1 protein-coding gene is annotated in these 1,408 nt (G+C 33.9%); it reads right to left on the reverse strand.

The genetic code is table 11. The annotated features are described in order from the left end of the window. Nucleotides 1–204 precede the first annotated feature (204 nt). Nucleotides 205–1,359, reverse strand: a complete 1,155-nt coding sequence (gene xylR / locus RAC86_RS38655) for a transcriptional repressor XylR (protein WP_072566316.1) — start codon at nucleotides 1,357–1,359, stop codon at nucleotides 205–207. Nucleotides 1,360–1,408: the final 49 nt, after the last annotated feature.

A 1,408-nucleotide genomic window follows, 5' to 3' on the forward strand; every position in this document is an offset into this window, starting at 1 on the left:
CTTTAGATATTTTCGCTATAAAGAAAAATAATTTGTACGTGAAAAAGGAGACTTCTATTTTAGGACTCCTTTTTCATATGAGAAGGTATCATACGTAAATATTCCTTAACAAAATTGTCCTATTCAACATTAAAATAACAAAACAAAAAACTCATCTTTGAAGATGAGCGTAGAACATAGAGATTTGTACATTTTAATAATGAATTACATTTTAACGATATCTAGAAAATGTTCAATAACAATGGAAGACATCCCTAATGCCGGTGCATTCTTTCCTAAGGAAGATGGTAATAATTCATAGCTATTGCCTAATTGGGGATAAACCCTGGACGACACTTCACTTCTAATTGAATTTAAAACCATAGGATGCGATTCAATTATGCTGTTTCTTAAAATGATGGCTTGTGGATTGAATGTATTAAGAATATTGGTAAGGCCTATTCCTAAATAGAATCCGAAATTCTGTAATGCATTTAAGGTGCCGATATCATTCAGATGGGCGAGGTCTATGATATCTTGATAGGACACTTTTTTCTCTCTAGTCTGAAGAGATTTTAATAAAGCCTTCTCTGAAGCATACAATTCCCAGCAGCCTCGGTTTCCGCAACTGCATTTAGGACCATTAAAGTCTATTGTCATATGTCCCATTTCTCCAGAGAATCCGCTTACCCCTCTATATAATTGATTGTTGATAATAACACCGATCCCTATACCTGTACTGATACTTGCATAAATAATGTTATCGTGATTTTTTGCAGCACCAAATACTTTTTCTCCATATGCACCAGCATTTGCCTCATTTTCAATAAAAACAGGCACATTGAACTTCTCTTGTATGAAAGATTTTAAGTCAATTTCTCTCCAGTTGGAGTTCGGAGTGAAAACAATTTTTTGATTTTTATCAATTAGTCCAGGCACGCATATGCCTATACCAATAAGCCCGTACGGAGATTGTGGCATATGCGTAATAAAGTGATGAATCATATCAATTAAAATGTCTTTCGTTATTTCTGGAGAATTGCATTCCAAATGGTGGTGTTGATCAAGAATGATCGTTCCTTCAAGGTCTGTTAAAATGCCATTGATATAATCCACACCAACATCTATTCCTACGGAGTATCCTGCCTTTTTATTAAAAACAAGCATGACAGGTCTTCTTCCGCCGCTTGATTGTCCCTGACCTATCTCAAATACAAGATTTTCTTTCATCAGCGTGTTAACCTGTGATGAAACAGTTGATTTATTTAATCCAGTCATTTCAGATAATTTTGCTCTTGAAATAGGTGAATTCTTAAGTATTTCTTTTAATAATAACTTTTGATTTACTTTTTTGACAAAGGTTTGATCTGCGATATCCACTTCACCCACTCCATTTGTATAACCTTTAAATTAAGTTGAAATTTTTGTG

Source organism: Bacillus sp. LR_5, from assembly GCF_042709275.1.